Source organism: Pseudomonas fluorescens (genome assembly GCF_030344995.1).
GTDB classification, from domain to species: Bacteria; Pseudomonadota; Gammaproteobacteria; order Pseudomonadales; family Pseudomonadaceae; genus Aquipseudomonas; species Aquipseudomonas fluorescens_BF.
The window spans coordinates 4,114,253-4,139,657 of sequence record NZ_CP128260.1 but is presented as its reverse complement, the minus strand read 5'-3'; the positions used below and the strand labels follow the sequence as shown (position 1 = coordinate 4,139,657).

Annotated in this window: 24 protein-coding genes; 9 read left to right on the top strand and 15 right to left on the bottom strand. The window is 60.0% G+C overall.

Annotated elements, in window-relative coordinates; genetic code table 11:
- The first annotated feature begins 9 nt into the window (after positions 1-9).
- Entirely contained in the window at positions 10-936 is a 927-nt protein-coding gene (dmeF, locus tag QR290_RS18365; RefSeq protein ID WP_289203296.1) for a CDF family Co(II)/Ni(II) efflux transporter DmeF, read from the top strand.
- Here the strand turns inward: dmeF and QR290_RS18360 are convergent.
- Entirely contained in the window at positions 933-2,033 is a 1,101-nt protein-coding gene (locus QR290_RS18360; protein WP_289203295.1) for a cytochrome P450, read from the bottom strand. The genes dmeF and QR290_RS18360 overlap by 4 nt on opposite strands.
- A gap of 79 nt (positions 2,034-2,112) precedes the next feature.
- Here QR290_RS18360 and QR290_RS18355 point away from each other — a divergent pair, with 79 nt between their 5' ends.
- A complete protein-coding gene (locus QR290_RS18355; RefSeq protein ID WP_289203294.1) occupies positions 2,113-2,874 on the top strand; it encodes an ArsR/SmtB family transcription factor in 762 nt (253 codons plus the stop codon).
- Here QR290_RS18355 and QR290_RS18350 read toward each other — a convergent pair.
- Positions 2,871-3,614, bottom strand: a complete 744-nt coding sequence (locus QR290_RS18350; protein WP_289203293.1) for an SDR family NAD(P)-dependent oxidoreductase — start codon at positions 3,612-3,614, stop codon at positions 2,871-2,873. The genes QR290_RS18355 and QR290_RS18350 overlap by 4 nt on opposite strands.
- A 261-nt stretch (positions 3,615-3,875) precedes the next feature.
- Here QR290_RS18350 and QR290_RS18345 point away from each other — a divergent pair, with 261 nt between their 5' ends.
- From QR290_RS18345 to QR290_RS18335, 3 genes are all read left to right on the top strand, one after another.
- Positions 3,876-5,096, top strand: coding sequence for a putative DNA modification/repair radical SAM protein (locus QR290_RS18345; RefSeq protein ID WP_289203292.1), 1,221 nt, complete (start codon positions 3,876-3,878; stop codon positions 5,094-5,096).
- Entirely contained in the window at positions 5,093-5,941 is an 849-nt protein-coding gene (locus tag QR290_RS18340) for a TIGR03915 family putative DNA repair protein (RefSeq protein ID WP_289203291.1), read from the top strand. Before QR290_RS18345 ends, QR290_RS18340 begins: the two co-directional genes overlap by 4 nt.
- Positions 5,942-6,339: 398 nt before the next feature.
- Positions 6,340-7,689 carry a DUF2599 domain-containing protein gene (locus QR290_RS18335; RefSeq protein ID WP_289203290.1) on the top strand — a complete coding sequence of 450 codons (1,350 nt, stop codon included), beginning with the start codon at positions 6,340-6,342 and terminating at the stop codon, positions 7,687-7,689.
- A 79-nt stretch (positions 7,690-7,768) separates the two neighbouring features.
- On the opposite strand, the gene QR290_RS18330 is transcribed toward QR290_RS18335, so the two are convergent.
- The 5 genes from QR290_RS18330 to QR290_RS18310 form a co-directional block, all read right to left on the bottom strand.
- Positions 7,769-8,788 carry a branched-chain amino acid aminotransferase gene (locus QR290_RS18330; protein WP_289203289.1) on the bottom strand — a complete coding sequence of 340 codons (1,020 nt, stop codon included), beginning with the start codon at positions 8,786-8,788 and terminating at the stop codon, positions 7,769-7,771.
- Between the two features lie 210 nt (positions 8,789-8,998).
- On the bottom strand, positions 8,999-10,372 hold the full coding sequence (lpdA, locus tag QR290_RS18325; protein WP_115078389.1) for a dihydrolipoyl dehydrogenase: 1,374 nt from the start codon (positions 10,370-10,372) through the stop codon (positions 8,999-9,001).
- 4 nt (positions 10,373-10,376) lie between these two features.
- Complete coding sequence (locus tag QR290_RS18320; protein WP_115078388.1) at positions 10,377-11,657, bottom strand: dihydrolipoamide acetyltransferase family protein; 1,281 nt, start codon at positions 11,655-11,657, stop codon at positions 10,377-10,379.
- A complete protein-coding gene (locus QR290_RS18315) occupies positions 11,658-12,716 on the bottom strand; it encodes an alpha-ketoacid dehydrogenase subunit beta (RefSeq protein WP_064390582.1) in 1,059 nt (352 codons plus the stop codon).
- 1 nt (position 12,717) lies between these two features.
- The gene (locus QR290_RS18310; protein WP_007952906.1) at positions 12,718-13,953 is read right to left on the bottom strand and encodes a 3-methyl-2-oxobutanoate dehydrogenase (2-methylpropanoyl-transferring) subunit alpha; all 1,236 of its coding nucleotides are present in this window, start codon (positions 13,951-13,953) and stop codon (positions 12,718-12,720) included.
- Between the two features lie 185 nt (positions 13,954-14,138).
- Between QR290_RS18310 and bkdR the strand changes: the two genes are divergently transcribed.
- Positions 14,139-14,627 carry a Bkd operon transcriptional regulator BkdR gene (gene bkdR, locus QR290_RS18305; RefSeq protein ID WP_115078387.1) on the top strand — a complete coding sequence of 163 codons (489 nt, stop codon included), beginning with the start codon at positions 14,139-14,141 and terminating at the stop codon, positions 14,625-14,627.
- A gap of 56 nt (positions 14,628-14,683) precedes the next feature.
- On the opposite strand, the gene QR290_RS18300 is transcribed toward bkdR, so the two are convergent.
- The gene (locus QR290_RS18300) at positions 14,684-15,547 is read right to left on the bottom strand and encodes an MBL fold metallo-hydrolase (RefSeq protein ID WP_289203288.1); all 864 of its coding nucleotides are present in this window, start codon (positions 15,545-15,547) and stop codon (positions 14,684-14,686) included.
- Between the two features lie 99 nt (positions 15,548-15,646).
- On the opposite strand from QR290_RS18300, the gene QR290_RS18295 reads away from it, so the two are divergent.
- From QR290_RS18295 to QR290_RS18285, 3 genes are read left to right on the top strand one after another with little or no spacing between them, the layout of a single operon-like run.
- Positions 15,647-15,985 carry an ArsR/SmtB family transcription factor gene (locus tag QR290_RS18295; protein ID WP_007952897.1) on the top strand — a complete coding sequence of 113 codons (339 nt, stop codon included), beginning with the start codon at positions 15,647-15,649 and terminating at the stop codon, positions 15,983-15,985.
- 38 nt (positions 15,986-16,023) lie between these two features.
- Positions 16,024-17,268 (top strand): NAD(P)/FAD-dependent oxidoreductase, encoded by a 1,245-nt coding sequence (locus tag QR290_RS18290; protein ID WP_289203287.1) that lies wholly within the window; start codon positions 16,024-16,026, stop codon positions 17,266-17,268.
- Positions 17,269-17,277: 9 nt separating this feature from the next.
- Positions 17,278-18,078: a sulfite exporter TauE/SafE family protein gene (locus QR290_RS18285; RefSeq protein ID WP_011334825.1), complete on the top strand. Its 801-nt coding sequence runs from the start codon at positions 17,278-17,280 to the stop codon at positions 18,076-18,078.
- Positions 18,079-18,126: 48 nt separating this feature from the next.
- On the opposite strand, the gene QR290_RS18280 is transcribed toward QR290_RS18285, so the two are convergent.
- From QR290_RS18280 to QR290_RS18250, 7 genes are all read right to left on the bottom strand, one after another.
- A complete protein-coding gene (locus QR290_RS18280) occupies positions 18,127-19,407 on the bottom strand; it encodes a TRAP transporter large permease (RefSeq protein WP_011334824.1) in 1,281 nt (426 codons plus the stop codon).
- Positions 19,407-19,934 (bottom strand): TRAP transporter small permease, encoded by a 528-nt coding sequence (locus tag QR290_RS18275; RefSeq protein ID WP_289203286.1) that lies wholly within the window; start codon positions 19,932-19,934, stop codon positions 19,407-19,409. Before QR290_RS18275 ends, QR290_RS18280 begins: the two co-directional genes overlap by 1 nt.
- A 78-nt stretch (positions 19,935-20,012) precedes the next feature.
- Positions 20,013-20,984 (bottom strand): TRAP transporter substrate-binding protein, encoded by a 972-nt coding sequence (locus QR290_RS18270; RefSeq protein ID WP_289203285.1) that lies wholly within the window; start codon positions 20,982-20,984, stop codon positions 20,013-20,015.
- Positions 20,985-21,043: 59 nt separating this feature from the next.
- Positions 21,044-21,937 (bottom strand): SMP-30/gluconolactonase/LRE family protein, encoded by an 894-nt coding sequence (locus QR290_RS18265; protein WP_289203284.1) that lies wholly within the window; start codon positions 21,935-21,937, stop codon positions 21,044-21,046.
- 42 nt (positions 21,938-21,979) lie between these two features.
- The gene (locus tag QR290_RS18260) at positions 21,980-22,804 is read right to left on the bottom strand and encodes an NAD-dependent epimerase/dehydratase family protein (RefSeq protein WP_115078382.1); all 825 of its coding nucleotides are present in this window, start codon (positions 22,802-22,804) and stop codon (positions 21,980-21,982) included.
- Positions 22,805-22,953: 149 nt separating this feature from the next.
- Positions 22,954-24,249: an OprD family porin gene (locus QR290_RS18255; RefSeq protein ID WP_289203283.1), complete on the bottom strand. Its 1,296-nt coding sequence runs from the start codon at positions 24,247-24,249 to the stop codon at positions 22,954-22,956.
- Positions 24,250-24,421: 172 nt separating this feature from the next.
- The gene (locus QR290_RS18250) at positions 24,422-25,372 is read right to left on the bottom strand and encodes a polysaccharide deacetylase family protein (protein WP_289203282.1); all 951 of its coding nucleotides are present in this window, start codon (positions 25,370-25,372) and stop codon (positions 24,422-24,424) included.
- Between the last annotated feature and the right edge of the window lie 33 nt (positions 25,373-25,405).

The following is a 25,405-nucleotide window of genomic DNA, read 5'->3' as shown; positions in this document are numbered from 1 at the left end:
AACGACACCATGAATCTGACGACTCGCTCTGACGACTTTTCCCACGATCACCAGTTTCTCGGTGCGTCCCACGACGATAACGCTCGTCGCACCTTGTGGGTGGTGGCGCTGACGTTCGTGATGATGATCGGCGAAATTGCCGCTGGTTATCTCACTGGCTCCATGGCGCTGCTGGCCGACGGTTTCCACATGGCAACCCACGCCGGCGCCCTCGGCATCGCGGCGGCGGCCTATGGTTTTGCCCGGCGCAATGCCAACAACCGCCGTTACAGTTTCGGCACCGGCAAGGTCGGCGATCTGGCGGGTTTCGCCTCGGCCATGGTGCTGGGGCTGGTGTCGCTGGGCATTGCCGGGGAATCGGTTTTCCGTCTGTTCGAACCCACCAGCGTGGCGTTCGGCGAGGCGACCTTGATTGCCGTGGTCGGCCTGGGCGTCAACCTGCTCAGCGCTTTTCTGCTGGCCGGTCATCGCGGGCATCATGACCACGGCCATAGCCACGATCACGGCCATCACCACCATCACGACAACAACCTGCGTTCAGCCTACGTGCATGTTCTGGCGGACGCGTTGACGTCAGTGCTGGCGATTGCCGCGCTGCTTGCCGGGCGCTATCTCGGCTGGGTGTGGATGGATCCGGTGATGGGCGTGGTCGGTTCCATCGTCATCGCCAAATGGGCTTGGAACCTGATGCGCGACAGCGCCGCCGTGCTGCTCGACACCACCGATGAGCCGGTGGCCGAGGAGATCCGTGAACTGCTAGAAACCTCCGACGACGTGCGCATCAGCGACCTGCACGTCTGGCAGGTCGGCCCGCAGGCGCGGGCGGCAATTGTCAGCGTAGTCGCGGCGACTGGCGTGACTGCCGAGGCGATTCGCGAGCGTTTGGCACCAGTGCATGAGCTGTCGCACCTGACGATCGAATTGCGCAACGCCTAAGGCTTTATCTCGCTGAACAGCGGAATTCGCCCGTTCATGGAAGGGCGGTAATGCCAGGCGAAGCGCTTTAGGTCAAAGTCATGGGCGAGGATTTCACTGACGGTGGCGCTGGCAATGCTGATCGCCAACCTTTGCCCTGGACATTGGTGCCGACCACTGCCGAACGTGAAGCTGCGGTGGTTCGGGCGATCCACCATAAAGCGATCCGGGTTTTCATTCAGTGCCGGGTCGCGATTGGCCGAGGCCAGCAGCACCAGAATCACGTCGCCCGATTCCAGCCGCACTCCGTCGATTTCACAGCTGTTCGCCACAAATCGACGGGTGTTCTGTACCGGCGGATCGAAACGCTGGACTTCAGCCAATAACGAATCCACTGACGCGTTGCGTAATTCAGGCTGGCGCTGCAACGCCACCAGAGCATTGCCGATAAGCCCGGCGGTGGCCTCGAATGTCTGCGAACAGAGGCCGATCAGGTTGGCGAGCAGCACGTCCTCATCGCCAACAAAACGCTGGCGAATCTCGGCGAGAAACGGATTCGGATCCGCCAGCAATTCAATGAAGTATCCGCGCAATTGCTCCGCCGCCCGATGCGCTGCCGCCAGTTGCAGGTCATTGCTCAACGGCGACAGGCACGCCGCGAAATCCGCCGTCAGCTCACTGATGACGCGCGCCTGCGCCGGGGTGAATCCGAGCAACGATGCAACCACGCACACCGGGCCGCGAAACATGGCTTTATAGAGGCCGTCGGCATCGTCCGTGATCAACCGCGCGGACACCAGAGCGCTGACTTCTTCCCGATCAAACAGCCCCAACGGCGGCTCGATGGCCGAACGCGGGCAGCGCTGAACTTCGCCGTCATTCATACGCATCAATTGACCGAACACCTTGCCCGCCATGCCATCGGCGATGGCTTTGGGCACCGGCTCCTGCACCGGACGCACCCGGCAATCCGCATGCGCCAGCACTGCGCACACCGCCCGGGCGCTGCTGGCGACCCACAGTTTCAATCCGTGATGAAAGGTCAGCCCGCCCGCCGCGCGCAGTTCGGCGTAGTAGGGGTAGGGATCGGCGTGAGTCGCAGCGATGATCGGGTCCATGGATCGCAACCTTGTCGGTGGGGAAAGTGTTGCTACTATCTCCAGTCCTTGAGGGCGATGATTCGTCCGGGAGCGAAATATGCACGCAGAACATCAAGACATCGGCGTCTCGCAAGTGGCCGCCGCCATCGCGGAACCGGCGCGGACCAAAATGCTGTGCTCGCTGATGGACGGCCACGCCCGCACCGCCACAGAGCTGGCGACCCTCGCCGAGGTCAGTGCCTCGACCGCCAGCGCACACCTGGCGAAACTCAAGGATTTGGCGCTGGTGCGCCTGCATGTGCAGGGCCGCCACCGTTATTACAGCCTCGCCGACAAACGCGTGGCCCAGGCGCTGGAAGCGCTGATGGTGATCGGCCAGAACCCCGCGCCGCCCTTCAAACCGCACACGCCGGATCGCCTGCAATTCGCTCGCACCTGTTACGACCACATGGCTGGCACTCTGGCGGTGTTGGTGCATGACCGCTTGCTTGAGGCGGGGTGGTTGGTGGAAACCGATGAGCAGGTTTATCGCCTCAGTGACAGCGGCGAGGCGTTTTTTGAAGGGCTGGGCATTGAGGTCAAGGATCTGTCGACGTTGCGCCGACGGTTCGCCTGCCCGTGTCTGGACTGGAGCATGCGCCGGCCGCATCTGGGCGGTTCGCTCGGGGCGGCGTTATTGCAGGCTGCGTTGAAGCGCAAATGGGTGACGCAGGATCTGGACAGTCGGGCGCTGACGTTGACGGTGCAAGGGCGCCGAGAAATGGCGTCGCGCTGGGGTCTGGTTTTGCCCGAGTCCGGGCGGGATTCGTCAGGTCGCCAGCTGACGGATTCCACGCCCGGATCGGTGCATGTGCGTTAGCTCAGGGTGTATCCACTATCGACCACCCAGTCCTGACCGATGACGCCGCGTGCGCCATTGCCCAACTGGAAAAGAATGACATCGGCCACTGCCGCAGGTTCGAGGAATTGTCCGCCCAATAGTCGTTGGTTGACGCCTTGGGCCACGTCGCCGAGCGCTTCGTCACTCAGGCCCAGCGTTGACCAGATCGGTGTTGCGGTCGGGCCGGGGGAGACGCAATTGATGCGCACGCCGTGGGGCGCCAGTTCTACTGCGAGGGTTCGGGCATGGGCGATTAACGCCGCTTTTGATGCGATGTAGGCGGCCAGTCCCGCGAAACTGATGTGCGCCAGAAAAGTACCGATGAACACCACTGACGACTTGTCTGCAAGGTGCGGGCGGAGGGCGGCCAAGGTGTTCAGGGCGCCGGCGCCGTTCACTGCCCATTGGCGATCGAACGCAGAACTGTCGAGCCCGTCAGCGAGTTCTGCGATACCGGCATTCGGCACGACGAAGCTTACCGGACCCAGACTCGCAGCCTGCTCGGCCAAGGAGGCAAGATCAGCGGATTGAGTGACATCTCCGGGTTGCCAGGTCAGTTGTTGCGGATATCGCTCAAGCAGTTCGGCCAGTCCGCCGAGCTTTCGCGACATGGCCAGCACGCGTGCGCCTTGATCGAGCAGGCGCTCCGTAGCGGCCAGGCCTATGCCCGAACTGGCGCCAGTGATGACGGCAAGCTTGCCCTGAAAAACATGATCCATGTTCGACTCCCGTTTTGGTCTTCAGCCAAATGGCTACGGGAAGTCAGTCAATTTTCGGGCCATGCCGGACAGCCTTTAATATCAAGGGCTACGCAGGGTTGATAGTCATTATGACGCTTGTGGATTCGAGTCAATCTGACTGCTGCTGAGTCAAATTGACCTGACTCCTGCGGTGCGACATTCCGACGAAGAGCGGCATTGCGCCTTGTATGAGCCAGTCGCCATCTATACTGTATATGCGAACAGTATTGAGTCCATGCCATGCAAATCATCGACAAGCTCAGCATCCTCGCCGACGCCGCCAAATACGACGCCTCCTGCGCCAGCAGTGGCGCGCCCAAGCGCAGCTCCGAGGGCAAGAGCGGGCTGGGTTCGACCGATGGGATGGGCATTTGCCACAGCTATACGCCGGACGGGCGTTGCGTGTCGCTGCTCAAGGTTCTGCTGACCAATTTCTGCCTTTACGATTGCCAATACTGCGTCAACCGCCGCTCCAGCGACGTGCCGCGTGCGCGTTTCACGCCCGAGGAAGTGGTGACGCTGACCCTGGATTTCTACCGGCGCAATTGCGTCAGTGGGTTGTTCCTCAGTTCGGGGATCATCCGTTCGGCAGACTACACGATGGAGCAACTGGTGCGCGTCGCGAAGCTGTTGCGCGAAGAGCATGAGTTCCGCGGGTACATTCATCTCAAGACCATCCCTGATGCGGATCCCGCGCTGATCGAAGAGGCTGGGCGTTATGCCGATCGCTTGAGCGTCAACATCGAATTGCCCACCGATGCCAGCCTGCAAACCCTGGCGCCGGAGAAGCACATCGGTTCGATCAAGCAGGCGATGAACACCATCTACACCGGCGTGCAGACCGTGCTCAACGAACCCCGCGCACCAAAGTTCGCCCCGGCCGGGCAGAGTACGCAGATGATTGTGGGTGCCGATGACACTGACGACAGCACCATCCTGCACAGTGCTCAGGCGCTCTATGGCAACTTCCGTCTGCGCCGGGTCTATTACTCGGCCTTCAGCCCGATTCCCGATAGCCCTAAAAGTGTGCCACTGGCCGCGCCTCCGCTGATGCGCGAACACCGCTTGTATCAGGCTGATTTCCTGTTGCGCGGTTATGGCTATACCGCTGGTGAATTGCTTCAGGGGCCGGGCAATCTGGCGTTGGACATCGACCCGAAACTGGCCTGGGCGCTGCAGAATCGCGAGGTGTTTCCGCTGGATCTCAACCGCGCCGAACCGGCGTTGATCTCGCGCATACCCGGCATCGGCCTGCGCACCACCGAACGTCTGGTGGAGCTGCGTCGGCAGCGGCATATTCGCTACGAAGATGTGGCGCGTATGCGTTGTGTGCTGGCCAAGGCCAAACCGTTCATCATCACCAGCGACTATCACCCGCAGCAGGCGGAAGTCACCAGCCAGATGCTTTATCAGCAACTGCGTGACCGGCCGATGCCGCAGCAGATGGGGTTGTGGGGATGATCAATCTTGATTGCGACGACCTGTTCGACACCTGGCGCCAACAGGCGCGTTGGCTGCTCAGTCATGAAATCGATCCGAGTCTGGTGAGCTGGGCGTCGGAAGGGGTGAGTGATCTGTTTGCCAGTGACGTGTCGGTGCCTGAAGGGCAGGGACCCTTTCAGGCGCGGATTCCGCGTGCGTTGCTCGACACCCTGGAACAAGCGTCGCGATACCGGGGCGATCAACGCTGGAGTCTGCTGTATGAAGTGCTGTGGCGGGTCAGCCATGGCGATCGCACGGCAATGATGGCCGGCGACAAACTGGGCAGCGAATTGCAGCGGCGGATCAAGCAGGTGCAGCGCGAAGCCCATTATCTGCATGCGTTCGTGCGTTTCATCGAGCGCTCAGCAGAATTGCCGGGCCCGCAATACGTCGCGTGGCACGAACCGGCCCACGACATCCTGCACAGCGCCAGCGAACACTTCATCGGGCGCATGGGGCGCCATCGCTGGCTGATCGCTACGCCGCGTGATGGGGTTTATTACGATGGCGAACAGTTGATCCATCAGCGCCAGTGCCCGGTGGAATGGCAGCAACTGGCGCAGAACGTTGACGATCCCCACGGTGATTTATGGCTGACCTACTACAGCCACATCTTCAACCCGGCGCGGTTGAACGAGAAAGTCATGCAAGGGCATTTGCCGACGCGGTTCTGGAAGAACCTGCCGGAGGGGGAACTGATTCCCGGATTGATTACCCAGGCGCGAATGGGCAAACAGCAGAACGGACAGGCCGATGGAATTGCAAAGCGAGCAGGCAAACAGATTGGAAAACGGAAAGTTGTGGCTGCAGTGAACGTCGAATGATCTAACTCTTCGAGTTTTAATGACTAAGTGAATCAGATGCTTAATGCTTTATAGGTAAATCTTATTGATTGATCTTTTTTTATGAAGTATTGATCTTCTAGAGGTAGGGGTGCCTGTAATAACTGACAGTTGGCGTATTTGATAACGGGGTTGATACTGCGCTCGTAAAGATGAGTTGGCCTTTGCGAGAATTCAGGTCTTTTTTGGTGCGCGAATTTCTTTTTTCGGGGTTATGCCGTTTCTTTGATGTGCGCTTGATTTAATTGGCTTGTGCTCGCACTAAATTTAGTGAGGGTAGGGCGATGTGTCGAGATCTATTCAGGAAAACAATTTCCTCTTTGTTTCTGTTCTTGGCTCTTTTTAATGCATCCTTGTTGTATGCAAATCCGGGCTCGGACATGGAAAAAATGATGGAGTATTGGTATCGATTAACCGCGCGGGACTGTGGGAGCGGAAGGCTCGCATCCGATTGTTCCGGATTGATGCTTCGAGGTATTTCCAGCAAGCAGACTTTCTTGCCATGGGATCCCAGCCCGTATTCGCATAGCGTCGAAGCGGGTGGGACAGGGCTTTCCGTTGGAGGGACATCTGTTTCGTATTTGCGCAAGGATGTGGAATACGATGGCCTCGGTCTGCTCAAATACAATGGGTTCGCATTGACTCCCAATGACTTCATAGCTAAGGATTTAAATTTTAAGTTGGTAGTGTTGTGTGCTTTTCCTATCGACTCATGGACAAATAATCGTAACAACAAAGGCTGTGGTGACTATCGGGAAAATGGCGATACACTGGGCGTGACGGAGGACTATTGTCAGAAATTGAATATCGGAAGTGCTAAGGCGTGGATGGGATATTATGATCGTCAGACCCAGAATCCGGATCGGATGAAAGCCCACAAGTTTCAATGTGGCTTCGATACTACAAAGGATTATTTTGGGACCTTTAACAAGGCAGATGCATTCAATGCATTTGTGGAGGCGCGGAAGATTCTGGCTGTCGATGCAGAAGAAAAAGTCGATGCGCAAACTACACAGTCCGAGTTGCGTATCGAAACATGGCCAGATAACAAGTTCTGGAAGAGAGACTGGAGTAGTACTTCTAGGGTGAAATTTGACGCATCTGCTCCAACTGACACGGATTCTACCAAGGCGATCTACAAGGAGCTGCCAGTCGCCGCGTTTATTTATGTGGGCGGAATTGACCAACCCGACTCTGATGCAAAAGCCTTCGCTGCTCGTGATCTTGCCCGCGACGATCAACGCCGGTGGACGGAGCAGGGAAATAGCTGGAAACCAGTCATAAAGATTCAATTGCCGAAATCAATCGAGGAGGATGCCAAATTTGCCTATTACACTGGCGATCAGAATGTTCCTCCGCCTGTCGACAATCGCTCATGCGACAGCTACATAGAAAAACTGGAATGGACAGAGGATTACCAAGAACCTGTGCTTGGAACAATCTCTTCTCTGAAGGTCACGCCTACCGAGTGTGGGAGAAAGGCTGGCGTCGGCAAAACAGATGTGGTGTTGGCCGAGCTGGCAATTAAAGCTGCAGTGCTGAATCCTGATCGCAAGGATTGGAATTTTGACCGTATGGGGAGCAGTATGCGACGCCAGTTAGCTTGCCATCTTGATTCTCCGGACATTGCCAGCAACAAGTTGACTTGGAGTCTGGAACCGGCAAGGCCGTACGTTGCTCATGATGTCATCATGAGCCTGCCGGGTGATAACAGGTGCAATCCGCACTGAGTGTCAGTTTCAATGTAGAAAATGAAAAAGCCCGCCATTGATTTCTATATGGCGGGCTTTGGTATTTCTGGACGTCAGATCAAACCTTGACGATCCAGCCCGCTGGCGCTTCGACGTCGCCGGTCTGCACGCCAGTCAGCTCTTGGTAGAGCTTCTGGGTCACAGGGCCGACTTCGGTTTCGCTGTGGAACACGTGCAGGTGGTCGTTGTAGCTGATGCCGCCGATCGGGGTGATCACCGCAGCGGTACCGCAAGCACCGGCCTCTTTGAAGTCCGACAGCTTGTCGATGAACACGTCACCTTCGACCACTTCCAGGCCCAGACGGGACTTGGCCAGTTCGATCAGCGACAGACGGGTGATACCCGGCAGTACCGACGGCGAGTTCGGGGTCACGAACTTGTTGTCGTGGGTGATCCCGAAGAAGTTGGCCGAACCGACTTCCTCGATCTTTTTGTGGGTCAGCGGATCCAGGTAGATGGCGTCAGCGAAGTGCGCTTTCTTGGCCTGGGAGCCCGGCATCAGGCTGGCGGCGTAGTTGCCACCGACCTTGGCAGCACCGGTGCCTTGTGGCGCGGCGCGGTCGAAGGTGGAGATCTGGAAGTTGTGCGGGGTCAGGCCGCCCTTGAAGTAGGCGCCGACCGGGATCGCGAACACCGAGAAGATGAACTCAGGTGCGGTACGCACGCCAATGTTGTCACCCACGCCGATCACGAAGGGACGCAGGTACAGCGCGCCGCCGGTGCCGTAAGGCGGGATGAAGCGCTCGTTGGCGCGAACCACTTCCTTGCACGCTTCGATGAACTGCTCGGTGGACACATGCGGCATCAGCAGGCGGGCGCAGCTGCGCTGCATGCGCGCGGCGTTCTGGTCCGGACGGAACAGGTTGATCGAGCCGTCCTTGCAACGATAGGCCTTCAGGCCTTCGAAGCATTGCTGGCCATAGTGAAGGGCAGTGGAGCCTTCGCTGATGTGCAGCACGTTGTCTTCGGTCAGGGTGCCTTTGTCCCACTCGCCGTGGCGAAAGTACGACAGATAGCGTTTGTCGGTCTTGATGTAGTCAAAACCCAGCTTGTCCCAGTTGATGCTTTCGTTACCCATGACACCCTCTATCACTGAACAACCGCCGAAGCGGTTCAAGGCTTCTGACGTTTTTTTGGATGGGCACAACAATACTTCATTCTTGAGCGGTTTCGCAGCCCGGGCGATGGGGGGAGCAGCAGATTTATTAGCCTGCTTATGAAAAAACTCCCCCGAGTCGGGTTTTTGATCGTTTCCACGCGGAGTGTGGGAATGATCTGCGACCGAGAGTTACAGGTGCAACGCGTGCCCAAGCGCACGCAACGCCGCTTCCTGCACCGCTTCACCCAAGGTCGGGTGCGCATGGATGGTGCCGCCGATGTCTTCCAGTCGCGCACCCATTTCCAGGCTTTGGGCGAACGCGGTCGACAGCTCCGATACCCCGACACCCACCGCCTGCCAGCCGACAATCACATGATTGTCCCGACGAGCGACCACCCGCACGAAGCCGGTTTTCGATTCCAGCGTCATCGCCCGGCCATTGGCCGCAAACGGGAAGTTCGACACGATGCAGTCAAGTCCCGCAGCCTTGGCTTCGTCCGGCGTCTTGCCGACGACCACCAGTTCCGGGTCGGTGAAGCACACGGCAGCGATGGCGGTCGGGTTGAATTCGCGGGTCTTGCCGCTGATCAGCTCGGCGACCATCTCGCCCTGAGCCATGGCGCGGTGGGCCAGCATCGGCTCGCCGCTCAGGTCGCCGATGGCGTAGACGTTGCGCATGCTGGTCTGGCAGCGGCTGTCGATCTTGATCGCCGAGCCGTTCATGTCCAGGTTCAGCGCTTCAAGGTTCCAGCCCTGGGTATTGGGTTTGCGACCCACGGCCACCAGCACCTGATCGGTTTCCAGATTCAGGGTGTCGCCGTTCGGATCGCGCACCTGCAACGTACCGTCGAAGCCCAGCACGCTGTGTTTCAGATACAACTTCACGCCCAGTTGCTTCAGCGCGTCGTGCACCGGTTGGGTCAGCTCGGCGTCGTAGGCCGGCAGAATCCGATCCTGTGCCTCGACCACGCTGACCTCGGCACCGAGCTTGCGATAGGCAATGCCCAATTCCAGCCCGATGTAACCACCGCCGACCACTATCAGACGTTTCGGAACCGACTTCGGCGCCAGCGCTTCGGTGGACGAAATGATTGGCCCGCCAATCGGCAGGATTGGCAGGTTGACGCTTTTCGAACCGGTGGCCAGCACCAGATGCTCGCACTGGATGCGGGTGTCGCCGACTTCCACGGTCTTGCCATCGATGACCTTGGCCCAGCCGTTGATGACCTGAACCTTGTGCTTCTTCAGTAGCGCGGCGACGCCGGTGGTCAGGCGATCAACGATGCCGTCCTTCCACTCGACGCTTTTAGTGATGTCGAGGGTAGGCGCCGAAACGCTGATGCCCAGTGCCGAATGCTGGTTGTGGTGTTGAGTCTGGTGAAACTGTTCGGCCACATGGATCAGCGCTTTCGACGGAATGCAGCCGATGTTCAGGCAGGTGCCGCCCAGCGATTCGCCCTCGACCAGAATGGTCGAAATGCCCAGTTGCCCGGCGCGAATGGCCGTCACGTAACCGCCAGGGCCGCCGCCGATGATCAGCAGCGTGGTGTTCAGAGTTTGCATGCCATCACTCCACAAACAAGGTCGCGGGTTGTTCGAGCAGACCACGAATGGCCTGGATGAAGAGCGCCGCGTCCATGCCGTCGACCACGCGGTGATCGAAGGAGCTGGAGAGGTTCATCATCTTGCGGATCACCACCTGGCCTTTGACGACCATCGGGCGTTCGACGATTTTGTTAACGCCGACGATCGCTACTTCCGGCAGGTTCAGCACCGGGGTGCTGACGATGCCGCCGAGGGCGCCGAGGCTGGTCAGGGTGATGGTCGAGCCGGACAGTTCATCGCGGCTGGCCTTGCCATTGCGGGCAGCGTTGGCCAGGCGGGAGATTTCCGCTGCGCTGTCCCACAGGCTGCGCGCCTCGGCGTGACGCACCACCGGCACCATCAGGCCGACATCGCTTTGGGTCGCGACGCCGACATGCACCGCGCCGAGGCGGGTGATGACTTGGGCTTCGTCATCGTAACGGGCGTTCATCTGCGGGAAGTCGCGCAGGGCGACGACCAACGCGCGCACCAGGAACGGCAGCAGAGTCAGCTTGCCACGGTTGGCGCCGTGTTTTTCGTTCAGGTGGGCGCGCAATTCTTCAATCGCAGTGACGTCGATTTCTTCGACATAACTGAAGTGCGCAGCACGCTGAGTGGCGTCCTGCATGCGCTGGGCGATCTTGCGGCGCATGCCGATAACCTGAATCTGTTCTTCATCGTTGCGCTGAGCGTACGCGGCACCGACCGGCGCCGAAGCGTTCGACTGACCTTGCGCCAGATAGGCGTCGAGGTCTTCGTGCAGTACGCGACCGGCCGGGCCGGAGCCGCGCACCAGACGTAATTGAATTCCCAGATCCAGCGCGTGTTTGCGCACGGCCGGCGAGGCCAGCGGGCGCTCATCGGCTTCGCGGGCAACCATCGGGCCCTGACAAACGGCAGCCGCCGGGCGTGGTGCGGCGACAGCAGGTTTGCTTTCAACGACAGCTTCAACTTTCGGTGCGACAGGCGCTTCTTTCGCCGCAACAGGCGCCGGTTTGTCCGACTCCTTCAGATTGCCTGCGCCTTCAACTTCGATGCTGATCAGAATGCTGCCGACCGCCATCACTTCACCCGGCTGACCGCCGAGTGCAATCACTTTGCCGTGGACCGGCGACGGAATATCGACCATCGCCTTGTCGGTCATCACATCCGCCAGCACCTGATCTTCAACGACCAGATCGCCGACCTTGACGTGCCACTGCGACAGTTCTACTTCTGCGATGCCTTCGCCGATGTCCGGCATCTTGATAACGTGCGTGCCCATTCAGACCTCCATGACCCGTTTCAGCGCCGCGCCCACTCGGGACGGCCCAGGGAAATACGCCCACTCCTGCGCGTGCGGGTAGGGGGTGTCCCAACCGGTCACGCGTTCGATCGGCGCTTCCAGGTGGTGGAAGCAATGCTCTTGCACCAGCGACACCAGTTCGGCGCCGAAACCGCAGGTGCGGGTGGCTTCGTGAACCACGACGCAACGGCCGGTTTTCTTCACGGATTTGACGATGGTGTCCAGGTCCAGCGGCCACAGGCTGCGCAGGTCGATGACTTCAGCGTCGACGCCGCTTTCTTCAGCCGCAACTTGCGACACGTAAACGGTGGTGCCGTAGGTCAGCACGGTCACGTCCTTGCCCGGACGAGTGATGGCGGCAACGTCCAGCGGCACGGTGTAGTAACCGTCCGGCACCTGGGCTTGCGGGTGTTTCGACCACGGGGTTACAGGGCGGTCGTGGTGGCCGTCGAACGGGCCGTTGTACAGGCGTTTCGGCTCGAGGAAGATCACCGGGTCATCGTTTTCGATGGAGGCGATCAGCAGGCCTTTGGCGTCATACGGGTTGGATGGCATGACGGTGCGCAGGCCGCAGACCTGAGTGAACATCGCCTCGATGCTCTGGCTGTGAGTCTGGCCACCGTAGATGCCGCCGCCGCAGGGCATGCGCAGGGTCATCGGGGCGGTGAACTCGCCGGCCGAGCGATAACGCAGACGGGCGGCTTCGGAAATGATCTGGTCGGACGCCGGGTACACGTAGTCGGCGAACTGAATCTCGGCGACCGGACGCAAGCCATAAGCACCCATGCCCACCGCGACGCCGACGATACCGCTTTCGGAGATCGGCGCGTCGAACACCCGCGAGGTGCCGTACTTGGTCTGCAGGCCTTCGGTGCAACGGAACACGCCACCGAAATAGCCGACGTCCTGGCCGAACACCACAACGTTGTCGTCACGCTCAAGCATCACATCCATGGCCGAGCGCAGGGCCTGGATCATGGTCATGGTGGTCGTGGTCATGGCGGTTTCCAACTGAATATTGTTGTTGTGATCGTTCATGTCAGATCCCCAACTGCTGACGCTGGCGCTTCAAGTGCTCCGGCATCTCTTTGTAGACGTCTTCGAACATGGTCGCGGCGCTTGGAATCTGGCCGCCGGCAAGGGTGCCGTACTGTTCGGCCTGTTTCTGCGCGGCGATCACTTCGGCTTCGAGCTCGGCGCTGACGGCGGCGTGCTCTTCTTCCGACCAGTGGCCGACCTTGATCAGGTGCTGTTTCAGGCGGGCAATCGGGTCGCCCAGCGGGAAGTGGCTCCAGTCGTCGGCAGGACGGTATTTGGATGGATCGTCGGAGGTCGAGTGCGGGCCGGCGCGGTAGGTGACCCATTCGATCATGGTCGGGCCGAGGTTGCGGCGAGCGCGTTCGGCAGCCCAGGCGGAGGCGGCGTAGACCGCGTAGAAATCGTTGCCGTCAACGCGCAACGAGGCGATACCGCAACCGACGCCGCGTCCGGCGAAGGTGGTGGCTTCACCACCGGCGATGGCCTGGAAGGTCGAAATCGCCCACTGGTTATTGACCACGTTGAGGATCACCGGCGCACGGTAAACGTGAGCGAAGGTGAGGGCGGTGTGGAAGTCCGATTCGGCGGTGGCGCCGTCACCGATCCAGGCCGAGGCGATTTTGGTGTCGCCCTTGATCGCCGAGGCCATGCCCCAGCCCACGCCTTGAATGAATTGAGTGGCGAGGTTGCCGGAAATAGTGAAGAAACCGGCGTCCTTGACCGAGTACATGATCGGCAACTGACGGCCCTTGAGTGGATCGCGCTCGTTGGACAGCAGTTGGCAGATCAGGTCGACCAATGGCACATCGCGGGCCATCAGGATGCTTTGCTGGCGGTAGGTCGGGAAGCACATGTCGTCGATGTTCAGGGCAAGAGCCTGGGCGCTGCCGATGGCTTCTTCGCCAAGGCTCTGCATGTAGAACGACATTTTTTTCTGACGCTGGGCGACCACCATGCGGTTGTCGTAGATCCGGGTCTTGAGCATGGCGCGCATGCCTTTGCGCAGGATCTCGACCGGCACGTTTTCAGCCCATGGGCCGAGGGCGTTGCCCTGGTCGTCGAGCACGCGAATCAGGCCACGGGCCAGGTCGGCGGTGTCGGCCGGTTCAACGTCGATGGAAGGTTTGCGCACCGTGCCGGCATCGGTCAGATGCAGGTAGGAGAAATCGGTTTTGCAGCCTGGGCGGCCCGAGGGTTCAGGGACGTGCAGACGCAGCGGTTCATACGCTTGGGTCATGGCTTCTACGCTCGATCTTGTGAATTTCTTGTAGTGAGCTGGCAGTCATTCTTCGATAAAAGAAATCTTGTCCTACAACAATCATAGGCCCGGGCAAGAAGAATATTTCTCTCTGTTTCGTTGCGCTGGAGATCATTTGCAGATAGAAATTCTGCATAAACATAAAAAACAGGTGGTTTTGTCTCATGCGCAAACTGGACCGTACCGACATCGGCATTCTCAACAGCCTTCAGGAGAACGCGCGCATCACCAACGCCGACCTGGCCCGTTCGGTAAACCTGTCGCCGACACCGTGCTTCAACCGGGTCAAGGCGATGGAAGAACTGGGGCTGATTCGTGAGCAGGTGACCCTGCTGGACGCCGATCTGCTGGGGCTGCACGTCAACGTGTTCATCCACGTCAGTCTCGAGAAGCAGGTAGAGGAAGCGCTGCAGCATTTCGAGGAGGCGATTTCCGACCGCCCCGAAGTCATGGAGTGCTACCTGATGGCCGGCGACCCGGACTATCTGATCCGGGTGCTGGTGCCGACCATTCAGGCGCTTGAACGCTTCATGATGGACTTTCTGACCAAAGTCCCCGGCGTGGCGAATATCCGCTCAAGCTTTGCGCTCAAGCAGGTGCGTTACAAGACGGCGTTGCCGTTGCCGGCGAATGGTTTGACGCTGGGGGGTTGAAGATCATTCCCACGCTCTGCGTGGGAATGCCGCCACGAACGCTCCCGATCAGTTGACTACAGTTTGTTGAGCGGAATCTTCAGATACACCACGCCGTTATCTTCTGCCGCTGGAAAATCGCCTGCCCGAACATTCACCTGAATCGCCGGCAGCAACAGCGTCGGCATGCCCAACCCGGCATCGCGTTTTGTACGCATCTCGACAAACGCGGCTTCGTCGACGCCGTCATGCACATGGATATTGCTTTTGCGCTGTTCACCCACAGTGGTCTGGCACTGTGAATCGCGTCCTTGCGGCGGGTAGTCGTGGCAGACGTAGAGCTTCACGCTGGCGGGAAAGGCCAGCAGCTTGTGAATCGAATTGAACAGTTGATGGGCGTTGCCGCCGGGAAAGTCGCAACGGGCGGTGCCGACGTCAGGCATGAACAACGTGTCGCCGACCAGTATCTGTTCGCCGTCGATCAGGTAAGCCATGTCCGCCGGGGTGTGGCCGGGGACGTGCAGGGCGGTGGCCTTGAGATTGCCGATCCGGAACGACTCGTTGGGTGCAAAAAGATGATCGAACTGCGAACCGTCGACGCGAAATTCCGGCTCCAGGTTGAACAGCGCCTTGAACACGTTCTGCACTTTGCTGATCGACTCGCCAATCGCGATTTTCCCGCCCAGCTCCCGGCGCAGGTATGGCGCTGCGGACAAGTGATCGGCGTGGGCATGGGTTTCCAGCAGCCACTGCACTTGCAGGTGATGGGCACGCACGAAGGCGATGATCTTGTCCGCCTGAGCCGTGCAAGTTCGGCCGGCGGCACCGTCGTAATCAAGCACCGGATCGACGATCGCGCACTGCCCGCCGTCGGCCTCGTAGACCACGTAACTGTAGGTCGAAGAGGCGGGGTCGAGGAAAGATTCAATCAGCGCGGGCATGAACACGGTCCTGTGCAGGAAGGTGGGAAGTCAGGGTTGCAACACTTTATGTAAACACATAATGTCCGCAGCTTAAGTGACGTTGAAGGCATCCTGCAAATGCAATCCAGTCTGACCGAATGTGAAGTCGCCCAACTGCGCGCCTCGGCCTCCAAGGCCTGTTCACTGCTCAAGGCATTGGCCAACGAGGATCGGCTGTTGATCCTGTGCCAGTTGACCCAGGGCGAGCGCAACGTCGGCGAGCTGGAGAAAATGACCGGCGTGCGTCAGCCGACCCTGTCCCAGCAACTGGGCATCCTGCGTGATGAAGGGCTGGTCGCGACCCGTCGTGAAGGCAAGTACATTTTTTACGGTCTCGCCAGTCACGAAGTGATCCAGGTGATGAAAACCCTTTCCGGACTCTACTGCGGAGCCGTGCTCAAAAGCTGGGCGCAATAGACCCGGCTATCCTTGCGTGCAGCCATAAGGAACAAACAATGAACGATCAACACTGGGGCCCATCCATCAGTGCGGACATCGTGGTCATCGGCGGCGGCACTGCCGGCATCGGTTTTGTCGCGAGCCTGCTCAAGCGCGATCCCGGCCTGAAAATCACGGTGATCGAGCCGAGCACCCTGCATTACTATCAGCCGGCCTGGACGCTGGTCGGCGGTGGCGCTTATGACGCCAAAGACACCGCACGACCGATGAACAAAGTGATGCCGCGTCAGGCCACCTGGATTCAGGCGGCAGTGACCGGAATCGATCCCGATCAGCGCCGCCTCACTCTCAACGATCAACGCACCGTTACCTATCAGAACCTGATCGTCTGCCCCGGCCTGCGCCTGGCGTGGGAGAAGATCGAAGGCCTGCAGGAAAGCCTCGGCCAGCACGGCGTCACCTCCAACTACAGCTATCAGCACGCGCAATACACCTGGGATCAGGTGCAGAAACTGCGCGGCGGTAAAGCGCTGTTCACCCAACCGCCGATCCCGATCAAATGCGCCGGCGCGCCGCAAAAGGCGTTGTATCTGTCCTGCGATCACTGGCTCAAACGCAGCGTGCTGAGCAAGGTCGACGTCGAGTTCAATCTGGCCGGTGCCGCGCTGTTCGGCGTCCCGACCTTCGTGCCGCCGCTGATGAAGTACATCGAGAAATACAATGCGCGGCTGGCGTTCAATTCCAATCTGGTGAAGGTCGACGGCCCGGCGAAAACCGCCTGGTTCGACGTCAAGGACGCGGACGGCAACGTCACCCGCCAGGCCAAGACTTTCGATCTGCTGCACGTTGTTCCGCCGCAGGTTTCGCCGGATTTCATTGCACAGAGTCCGTTGGCCGATGCTGCCGGCTGGTGCGAGGTCAATCCGCACACGCTGCAACATCCGCGTTATCCCGAAGTGTTTGCCTTGGGCGATATCTGCGGCACCACCAATGCGAAAACCGCGGCTGCGGTGCGCAAGCAAGTCGTGGTGGTGGCGGAAAACCTGTTGGCCCTGCGCAAGGCACTGGCGTTGCCTTTGAAGTACGACGGCTACGGTTCCTGCCCGCTGACGGTGGAGAAGGGCAAGGTGATCCTCGCCGAGTTCGGTTACGGCGGCAAACTGCTGCCGACCTTTCCCCTCGACCCGACCGTGCCGCGCCGTTCCGCGTGGTGGCTGAAGGCGACGCTGCTGCCGTGGTTCTACTGGAACGGCATGCTCAAGGGCCGCGAATGGCTGACCAGTCTGTCCAAAGTCGACTGAGTAAACTTTATGTTGCTGGCAAGTCTGTTTGGCGTGGTGATGGGATTGATCCTGGGTCTGACCGGAGCCGGTGGCGGGATTCTCGCCGTGCCGGCGCTGGTGCTCGGCCTGGGCTGGACGATGACGCAGGCGGCGCCGGTGGCGTTGTTTGCCGTTGGCAGCGCGGCGGCGGTTGGTGCGATCGACGGTCTGCGCCATGGTCTGGTGCGTTATCGCGCGGCGCTGCTGATTGCGGCGCTCGGCGCGGTGTTTTCGCCGGTGGGCATCTACTTCGCTCATCAGTTGCCGGAAAAGGTCCTGATGATCCTGTTCAGTCTGCTGATGGTGATGGTGGCGTGGCGCATGCTGCGCCGCGAACGCCAGCAGGAGGGGCCGAGCGATCATGGCCACGCCAGTTGGGGCCAGAAAAACTGCATGCTCAATGAGCAGACCGGTCGTTTCGACTGGACCGCCAAATGCACCGCGACCCTCGCGGCGCTGGGCGCGGTCACTGGCGTGGTGTCCGGGTTGCTGGGGGTTGGCGGCGGGTTTCTGATCGTGCCGGCGTTCAAGCAACTGACCGACGTGCAGATGCGCGGCATCGTTGCCACATCCTTGATGGTCATCAGTCTGATTTCCGCCATCGGCGTGATCGGCGCATTCCATGCCGGGGTGCGGATCGACCATCTGGGCGCATCGTTTATCGTGGCCAGCATCGTCGGCATGATCATCGGCCGCAAACTCTGCGCGCGAGTACCGGCGAGGACGTTGCAGGTGGGGTTTGCCAGCGTATGTCTGGTGGTCGCCGCTTACATGTTGCTGCGGGCGTGAGACAAAACCTGTGGCGAGGGACCAGGCGCCCTCGCCACAGCGTCAGTGTTACAACACCAGGTGCGGTAACCACAGCGACAGCGCCGGAACGTAGGTCACCAGCATCAGCACCAGGAACAGCACGGCGTAGAACGGCAGCAGCGCCTTCACCGTGCTTTCGATACTGACCTTGCCCACCGCCGAACCCACGAACAGCACGGCTCCCACGGGCGGGGTTATCAGTCCGATACCGAGGTTGACCAGCATGATCATGCCGAACTGCACCGGGTCGACGCCGATGCCGAGAATCACCGGCATCAGGATCGGCGTGAGGATCAGGATCAGCGGTGCCATGTCCATCACGGTGCCGAGCAACAGCAGCATGACGTTGATGCACATCAGGATTACGTAGCGGTTGTCGGACAGGGTCAGGAACAGCGTGGTGATCTTCGCCGGGATCTGCATCAGGGTCATGATGTAGCCGAAACTGGCGGCGAAACCGATCAGAATCATCACGATGGAAATGGTGCGCACCGTGCGGTGCATCAGTTTCGGCAGTTCACTCCATTTGTAGTCGCGGTAGATGAACATGGTGACGAAGAATGACCACAGCACGGCGATGGCCGCCGACTCGGTGGCCGTGAAGATCCCCGACAGAATCCCGCCGAGAATGATCACCATCGCCATCAGGCCCCACAACGCTTCGCCGCAGATCTTCAGGGCTTCGCGCAGCGGGATCACTTCGCCTTTGGGGTAGTCGCGTTTGCGCGCAAAAATCAGGCACAACACCATCAGGCACGCGCTCATCAGCAGGCCCGGCACCACGCCGGCCATGAACAGCGAAGCAATGGAAACAGTGCCGCCGGCGGCCAGCGAGTAGAGCACCGAGTTGTGACTGGGCGGGGTCAGCAGGGCCTGCACCGAACCGCTGACGGTGACCGCCGTAGAGAATTCCCGAGGGTAGCCTTTGCGCTCCATTTCCGGGATCAGCACCGAGCCCACCGACGCGGTGTCGGCCACCGACGAGCCGGAAATCGCGCCGAAAAAGGTCGAGGCCATGATATTCACCAGCGACAGGCCGCCACGCACGAAACCCACCAAAACCCCGGCGAACGCCACCAGTCGCCGCGACATGCCGCCCTCGGCCATGATCGCTCCGGCGAGCACAAAGAACGGAATCGCCAGCAGCGAGAATTTGTTCACCCCGCCCGCCACCTGAATCATCAAGGCCTGGAACGGGATGTCGATCCACCACGCGCCGATCAGCGCCGACAGCCCGAGCGCATAGGCAACCGGCATGCCGATCAGGATCAGTGCGATAAAACTGCCCAGCAAAATCAATGCGTCCATCAGGCAGCCCCTTCGTTTTCTTCAATCAGGTCGAATCGCACCACACGGCGGTTGCTTTGATCGCCGAGCAACAGTTTTTCCAGTACGAAAATCAGCGTCAGCGCACCGCCAATGGGGATCGGCATGTAGGTGATGCCGACCCGCAATGTCGGCAGAGCGCTCATGAACTGGTTCCAGGTCGACAGGCACAGCTTGGTGCCCCAGATCGTCATGAACAGGCAGATGGTGCCCATGAGCACTTGCGAAACGATGCTCATGGTTCGGCGCATATTCGGTTGCAGGCGATCGGTGACCATCGCCACCGCCATGTGCGCGCCGGCGCGATAGCTGGCGGCAGCACCGATGAAGGTGAAGACCATCATCAGCAGGATGGCGGTAGGCTCCGGCCAGCTCGAGCCGGTGCCGAGGACGTAACGGGCGAACACGCCCCAGGGAATGATCAGGGCAATGGTCAGCACCGACAGACCGGCGACCCAGATGCAGGCCATGTAGATCCGGTCATTGATGCGCAGCAGCAAATTCTTCATCGGGTTCCACCGTAACCGGGCACGCGCGGACATCAGGCGACGTCAGCGCTGCCGGGCCTTGTATTGAGGGCTGGGAGGTTACTGAACGGCTTCGATGCGCTTGATCAGGTCGGCGTAGGGTGCGCCGTATTTCTCGCGGATCGAGGCGGTGGCCTCGTAGAAGGGTTTCTTGTCGACGGTGATGAACTCGACGCCGGCCGCCTTGAGTTTTTCCTCACTGCTGACGGACTTGGCATCCCACAGCGTGCGCTCCTGAGCCTGCGCAGCCTTGGCGGCTTTCTTCACCAGCGTCTGCTGATCCGGGGTGAGTTTTTCCCAGGTGATTTTCGACATCACGATGGGCTCGGGCAGGATCAGGTGCCCGGTCAGGCTGTAGAACTTGGCGTTCTGGTAGTGGTTGTGTTCGAGCAGGGTGGGTGGATTGTTTTCCGCGCCGTCGATGACACCGGTCTGCAGCGCACTGAAGATTTCGCCGGTGTCCATGGCGATCCCGTTACCGCCCATGGCGTTGATGGTTTCGATGAACATCGGGTTGCCCTGCACGCGGATTTTCATGCCCTTGAGGTCTTCGAGGTTGCGTACCGGTTTCTTGGTGTAGATGTTGCGCGTGCCGCCGTCCATCCACGCCAGGGCGACGAGGTTGAATTCCGATTGAGTGATCTTGTCGAGGATCTCGTCGCCGATTTCACCGTCGATGATCTTGCGCATGTGCGCCTGATCACGGAACACGAACGGCATGTTGAACACGTTCACGTCCGGTACCACCGGGCCGACGATGCCGAGGCTGACGCGGGCCATCTGGATGGCGCCGACCTGGGCCTGTTCGACCACTTCCTTTTCCGAGCCGAGCACGCCGCCGGGGAACATCTTGAAGGTCAGCTTGCCGTCGCTTTCGGCGACCAGGGTCTTGCCCAATTGTTCTTCGGCGACCACGGTCGGATAACCGGCGGGGTGGATGTCGGCGAATTTGATTTCCAGCGCCTGTGCGGCACTGCCGAAGGTGAGCGCGAGGGGGAGGGCGGCGGCGAGCAACGTGCGTTTGAAGTCCATGAGGGGTTCTCCAGTCTTGTTGTTTTTGTGTTCAAGGCACAGCGATGCAGCGGGGGCGGTTACAGCAGGTCATCGAAAACTGGCTCCGGCAGGCCTTTGACGCCGGGGTTGAGGGCGAACACGCCGCCGGCCAGGGAGTGCGGATCCTGGTCGTCGCCGGGGCGGATCGAGGTCACGAACAAGGTGTCCATCCGGCTGCCGCCAAAGGCGCACATGGTGGGTTTTTTCACCGGGACCTTTAGCGAGCGGTCGAGGCGACCTTCGGGGGTGAACCGGTGGATCAGGCCGACGTCGTTGGCGCAGATCCAGTAGCAGCCGTCGGCATCCACGGCAGCGCCGTCGGGGCGGCCGTAATAATGATTCATGTCCACGAACACCCGTCGATTGGAGGGGGTGCCGCTGGCAATGTCGTAATCGAAGGCCCAGATCAGTTGCACGTTCGGGTGCGAGTCCGACAGGTACATCGTCTTGCCGTCCGGGCTGAAACCCAGGCCATTGGGCACGATGAAACCGTCGAGTTGTGCCTCGATCGGACCCGTCTGCCCGGCAGCGTAGCGATAGAGCCGGCCCTCGGGCAGATTCAGGCCCATGTTCAGCACCATGCTGCCGGCCCAGAACCGACCCTGGCGGTCGCAGCGACCGTCGTTCAGGCGCATGTCCTGACGGCTGTGTCCGACGCTCGCCAGTTGCTCGCTGTCGAGGCTGCCATCGCTGTGCGGTTGCAAGTGAAAGAACCCGCTCTCCATGCCGGCAACCCAGCCGCCCCTGCCGTGTCGTGCGATGCAGGCGAGCATTTCGGGAGCCTTCCAGGCGTGGACGTGGCCCGTGTCGGCGCTCCAGCGTTGCAGGCCACCGTTGGGGATATCGACCCAGTAGAGCGCATTTTCCTGCGGCACCCACACCGGGCTTTCACCCACCGCGTTGCGGGCGTCGACGATCATTTCGGCTTGCATACTCATTCCCTTGGTTTTTATTGGAGACGTGAATCGCGCGGGTCAGTCGTCAAACGGGCCGGCCGCAACGAAGGCGCCGCCCTGATAGATCCGCGCCGGGTCATCGCTGGCGGGCATCGGCTGCGCCTCGACTTTTTCGCGAAACACTTCGGACGTGTCTTTGGCCGCGAAACCGAGGTGGCTGGCGAAGCGGTTGTCCCACCACACGTCCTTGTTGTCGGACATGCCATAGACCACGGTGTGGCCGACGTTGGGGGTGTACAGCGAACGTTCGAGCAACTGGGTGAGGTCGTCGAAACTCAGCCAGGTGTGCATCATTCGGCGGTTCTGCGGTTCGGGAAACGACGAGCCGATGCGGATGCTGACGGTTTCGATGCCATAGCGATCGAAGTAGAAACTGGCCATGTCTTCGCCGTAGGACTTGGACAGGCCGTAGTAGCCGTCAGGGCGGCGAGCAGAGCTGGCGTCGAGGTGCTCATCCTGTTTGTAGAAGCCGATGACATGGTTGGAACTGGCGAAGATCACCCGTTTGACGCCGTGGCGGCGTGCCGCTTCATAGAGGTGGAACACACCACAGATATTGGCACCGAGGATTTCTTCGAAGGGGCGCTCCACTGAAACGCCACCGAAATGCAGGATCGCATCCACGCCTTCGACCAGTTGATGCACGGCGGTTTTGTCGGCGAGGTCGCAGAGCACGACTTCTTCCCGGTCATCGATGGCCGGGGCGAGGGCGGCGATGTCCGACAGGCGCAGCACGTTGGCATACGGGCGCAGACGTTCGCGCAAGACTTTGCCCAGGCCACCGGCGGCGCCGGTCAGCAGCAGGCGATTGAACGGAGTTGGGGCGGTGGAGGTGGGCGTCATGGCAATCCCTTACACGTTGTTATTAGGTTTGTTGTAGGTTGTCGTATGACTGCGCTGAAGTATCGGTAGGGTTTCCGGAACTTGTCAACGCGACTTTCGGTGTAAATGACGGAAGGCGGATGCACCTTCCGTTCACGTCACGCCAGGGTTTACAGCAACGAAATCGGATAACTGATGAAGATCCGGTTCTCATCGAATTCATTGGTGCTGAAGTCGCGGCGAATCGTAGCGTTGCGCCATTTGACGTTGAGATTCTTCAGCGGACCGCTCTGAACGGTGTAGGCCAGTTCCGATTCGCGACCCCATTCCTTGCCATCGGTGATGGTGCCGGTGTGTACGTTGTCGCCGCTGATGTAGCGGTTCATCATCGTCAGCCCGGGGACGCCGAGGACTACGAAGTTGTAGTCGTGGCGAATCTGCCAGGAGCGCTCCTTCGCGTTGTCGTAACTGGCGTTGTAGCTGTCGTTGGCCAGGGTGCCGCCGCTGGTGCCGTTGACGCGCATCCAGGCATCGTCGCCATTGAGTTTTTGCAGGCCGATGTAGAACGTGTTGCCGCCGTATCTGGCCGAGAGCATGGCGAACGCGGTTTTGTTGTCGAGGTCGCCGGCCTGAGCGCTGCCGTCTTCCTTGCCGGTGAAGAAACCGAGGTTGGCGCCCAACGTCCAGTCGCCCAGTGGCTGGCTGTGGCTGAGGTTGAAATACTGCTGCTGGTAGATGTCGCTGAGTTCGGCGTACCACACACCGACAAGCGTGCGTTTGTCGTTGAAGGTGTATTCGCCGCCGCCGAAGTTGAAGCGGTCGGAGGTGAATGCGCCTCGGCCGTTCATCGACATGTCTTCCATGCTTGCATCGTTGCGCGGGCTGTTGCCACGAAACTGGCCACCGTAAAGGGTCAAGCCGTTGATTTCGGTAGACGTGACCTGGCCACCGCGAAAGGTCTGCGGCAGGGAGCGGCCATCGTCCGAGCGCAGGATCGGCAGCACCGGCATCCATTCACCGACCTTCAATTCGGTCTTCGACACCTTGGCCTTGAGCGCCACGCCCAGGCGCCCGAAATTGTCCGCCGGGCGCCCGTCATCGTGGATCGGCAATAACTGCGTACCGCCGGTACCTTTGCCGCCATCGAGCTTCTGCGAGTACAGCCCCAGTACGTCCAGGCCGAAGCCGACAGTGCCCTGGGTGAAACCGGATTTGGCGTCGAGGATGAAGTTCTGCGTCCACTCTTCAGCCTTGCCTTGCGGATAGTTCGGGTTGACGAAGTTGCGATTGAAGTAGGCGTTGCGCAGGTTCAGGGTGGCTTTGCTGTCTTCGATAAAGCCTTCGGCATCGGCGCTCATCGGCAAGACGAGGGCGAGACTGCTGCAGCCGATCAGGCTCAGGGTGGAACGCGGGCGGGGGACAGAAAAACGGGACGTGCGGACGGAATTGCAGACGAGTGTGCTCACTGTGACGCTCCCTGTTTCGTTTGTTGTTTTTATTATTTGTTATACGTCGTCGTACAACATGGTTGCGGATATTTGCGAGGTTTTCCGGAAATGTCAACAGGATGTTGTACGATGACTTTGGGTGGGCGGACAGCCCTCCAAACGCTGTGAAGAGGGCTGCTTTCGGTCGCTTTTACTGGTTGTAGAGCGCTTCAGTGTTATCGATCAGTGGGTTTTTCTCGGTCAGCACGATTTGCGCGATCTGATCCTTGCGCATGAATTTCACTTTCGAATGGGACTGGGCGTAACGGATAAAACGCTCCATGGCTTCGACCATCGCCGGCGTACCGCCGATGCGGTCGTGCAGACTCACCGACATCATCCGCCGCTTGCTCGCGCCTTCGGCGTAGAGGCGATCGAATTCCAGCACCAGTTGCTGGTAGAACTGCTCGGCGGAGAAATGCCGGCCCTCGATCAGCACGATGTCGTTGTTGCGCAGGGTGTACGGCACCACGGCGAATTTGCGCCCGCGAACCATGGTCACGAACGGCTCATCGCGGCTGACATCGTCGATGTGATAGGTGAAGTTCAGATCCTGCAGCACCTTCAGGGTGTTGGGGCTGCGGCGTAGCCAGTTGGCGTTGTAGCCGACCGAGCGCTGGCCGGTGATTTTTTCCACCGCCGCGACGCCGTCGCCGATGAACTGTTTTTCCTGGGCGTAGTTCATGTTGTACGAATCGGCCCAGCGCATGCCGTGGGCCGCCAGTTCATGGCCGCGCTCGGCAATCGCTCTGGCCAGTTCCGGGTGCTTGAGTGCCGCCTCGCCAACCACATGGGAGGTGACTTTGATGCCGGTGCGATCCCACAGATCGAGCATGCGCCACAGGCCTTCCTTGTAGCCGTAATCGAACCAGGTCTGCGCCGGCAGGTCCGGATAACCTTTTGCCAGCGGTGTGCCGGAGAACGGGCTTTCAGCGCCTTCGGGCTGGCCGCCGGTTTCGAATTGCATCGACACCGAAATCACCAGTTGCGAGCCATCCGGCCACGGGCGTTCCTGAGCGAAGGCGAGGGCGGGCAGCAACAGCGCGGCGGCCAGCAGGTTTTTCAGCAGACGCGGGGAGCGTTGCCAGCGAGGAATGGTCATAACGGGCACCTTGCAGGTTGAGAAGTGCTGCAA